This window comes from Candidatus Brocadiaceae bacterium (assembly GCA_012728835.1).
GTDB lineage: Bacteria > Planctomycetota > Brocadiia > SM23-32 > SM23-32 > JAAYEJ01.
In genome coordinates this window covers 1-2,787 of record JAAYEJ010000023.1, presented here as the reverse complement: position 1 = coordinate 2,787, position 2,787 = coordinate 1, and the positions used below count along the sequence as shown (strand labels likewise).

Sequence of the window (2,787 nt, the reverse complement as noted above, 5' to 3'; positions counted from 1 at the left end):
TTCCAGAGGTAGTAGCCGCGGCCGTTGATGCGGACGGGCTCGTTTTCGAGGATGAAGCGGCGGTCGGAGGCCGTGTAGCGGACGCCCTCGGAGTCGACGCCTCCGGGCTCGATGCCGGTGAGGAAGCCGTCGAAGCGCACGTTGCCGGCGTCGTCCTCGATGCGCACCTCATCCCAGAGGCGCACGTCCGGCGGATCGTCGTGGCGGCCGGGCCATTCCAGTTCGGCCTGCCAGGGGCGCACGTAGGAGGCGCGGATCGTGCGCACGACCAGGTCGGGCGCAAGCGCGTCGTTCACGTAGACGTCCACCTCGACGCCGTAGGCGGGCCCGGGCGCGGCGGTGGTTGTCGGCCCGGGGGCAGCGGTGGTGGTGGTGGTCGTCGTGGGCGGATCGGCCACGAAGTAGTCGCCGCAATCGAAGCTCACCTCCCGGCCCGTCGTTCCGTTGTTGACGCTGTTGACGGCGAACAGGTAGCGCCAGGAGCGCCCGGCGTCCACCGTCACGGACAGCGTGGCCAGCAGCGTGGTGCGGGCCTCGTCGGAGTAGATGCGCGCGCGGACGGTCGTCGCCGTGGGGCGGTCGAACGTGAAGTGGTAGGTGGCGTCCTGTGCCACTCCCGCGCCGCCGTTATCCCACTCGGTGCTCTCCCCGGTCTCGCGATTGATCAGGGCAAAGGTGTTCGGATTGGCCGACTTGAAAGCGTAGTTGCACTCGATTGCCTGGGAGCTGTTGACCGCCCAGAAATAGACGTCCTCAACGATGTTGGCGATGCACCAGAAATGCGAGGTCCGCGCAAGGCTTCCTGCGGTGATCGGCCGCATGTAGCACTGATGCTCGAAGTCGCCGATGCCCCCCGCGCCTTCGTCCCAATAGAGCCAGGCGTCGACGTCGCGGTCCAGGTTCCGGACCTCGACGTCATATTCGCCGCTTCCTGAGATGTTCCCGAGCGGGTCCAGTTCCACCGCATCGTCGTAGGCTTTCTTAGGCATTGACTGGCGACCTCCGGAGCACTACAATCCAGTTGCTATGGCACTCACACGACGTGCGTTCCTGGGAGCTATGACGACGCTGACGGGCGGCGCGTTGCTGCCGGCGTTCGGCTGCCGCCGAACGGGCCCGTCCGAGCGGCCCAACATACTGCTCATGATCGCCGACGATCTGCGCCCGGACTTCGGGGGAGTCGAGGTTCCGAACATCCGCCGGATCGGCCACGTGGCGACTGGTCGCTGTGCGATGCCCCTGTGCGCGCCATCGCGTGCTTCCGTGCTCACGGGATTGCCGGTTGCACAGCATGGCTCGACAGATAATCACTCGCCGCTTCCAGCAGACGTTCTGACGCTGCCGCGCTACCTGGCGAAGAGCGGCTATCGGACCGTCGGCATCGGCAAGGTGGAACACCACGCATCGGAAGATGTCGGCTGGGGGACCCGACTTCGCAATCCGGGTGGTCTTGCGCATGCCGATGGCGGCGCTTTCTGGAGCAAGCTGTACGAGCGGCTTGATGTCCCCGACTCGACCTACGACGATTGGCACCGTGCCACGGCGACCATCCTTCAGATGCAGAAAAGCCAGCCGCCTTGGTTCATCGCAGTTGGCTTCCGTTCGCCACACAAGCCCTATACGGCTCCGGCTCGCTACTGGCATCCGGGGCGGGTCAACCCGGAAGGAATCGGCGGTGATCACCGGTCCTTTGCGCGCACCATGCCGGAGTTGACGGAGATGACGCCCGAGGTGGCCCAACTCGTGACGGACGGCTATCGCGCGTCGGTGCGCTTCCTGGATGCGCAGGTGGGGCGCGTGCTGGACGCCGTGCCGCCGGGCACGCACGTGATCCTGGTCAGCGACAACGGCTACTGCCTGGGCGAGCACGGGTGCTGGTCCAAACACGGACCAGCGCGGGAACACTGCTGGGACGTGCCCATCGTCGGCGCGCCGGGGCTGGGCGACCTGACGGGGCTGTTCCGCTATGTCTGTGGCCTGGCGCATGTCAGGGCTCCCTCCCACGTGGCTTGAGGCGGCGCCGCCACACGGACAGACACGGACGCGGCGCCGGCGGCGCCGCCACACGGACAGACACGGACGCGGCGCTGGCGGCGCCGCCACACCGACGACCCGACCCGCCCGCCCGAACGCGGCGGGCAAGCCACGGACCGCCGCCCCAGGCATCTGCCGTTGTCGTCACCCATCGCAGTCCACCTCCTGCACAAACTCCGCCGTGAACCGCCCCCAGCGCCGGTCCGTGTGCGCCGGGCGCAGGCTCTCCAGCGTGCAGCCGGCGTAGCTGTGCCCGTTGCCCGTCAGGTCCACCGGGCAGGCACCGATCTCGCGCGCCAGCACCTCCAGGTAGCGGGCCAGGTGCTCTGCGGTTACCGTGGCATGGGAGGTCACCACGAGGCGGATCACCGCGCCGCTGACGGGTCCGCGCGACCGAGCGCCCCTGGCCCGAGGTATCTCGCGCAGCGGCCACCCCCGCTGCATCTCCATCCGCAGGCCCTCGGCGTGGTGTCCCAGGGCCACCCCGCCCGCCTCATACTGCTGCTCCCACACCGACCCCGCGTAGAAGCCCGGCGCGGCCGGCACGCTCCCCCACGCCGGTGCACTCGACGCCTCCGGACACAGGAACTCGGCCTGCAGCTCCGCAAAACGGAACGCCTGCACGGCCCCTGCAGCGCCCGTGCAGACGCACTGCGCGAACGTCGCACGGTTGCCCAGATGGTCCTCGCAGCCCAGTTCGCCCGGCCCGGTGAACGCCAGCGCGCGCAGCCGCTCATACAGCCAGCGCTCGGC

At 68.7% G+C, this 2,787-nt stretch carries 3 protein-coding genes; 1 reads left to right on the top strand and 2 read right to left on the bottom strand.

Annotated elements, in window-relative coordinates; all coding sequences use genetic code 11:
* Positions 1-989, bottom strand: a 989-nt coding sequence (locus GXY85_03510) for a hypothetical protein (protein ID NLW49895.1), incomplete at its 3' end; no start/stop codon positions are given.
* Positions 990-1,059: 70 nt separating this feature from the next.
* Here GXY85_03510 and GXY85_03505 point away from each other — a divergent pair.
* Positions 1,060-2,013, top strand: coding sequence for a sulfatase-like hydrolase/transferase (locus tag GXY85_03505; protein NLW49894.1), 954 nt, complete (start codon positions 1,060-1,062; stop codon positions 2,011-2,013).
* Positions 2,014-2,178: 165 nt separating this feature from the next.
* On the opposite strand, the gene GXY85_03500 is transcribed toward GXY85_03505, so the two are convergent.
* On the bottom strand, positions 2,179-2,787 hold a 609-nt coding region (locus tag GXY85_03500; GenBank protein ID NLW49893.1), incomplete at its 5' end, for a hypothetical protein.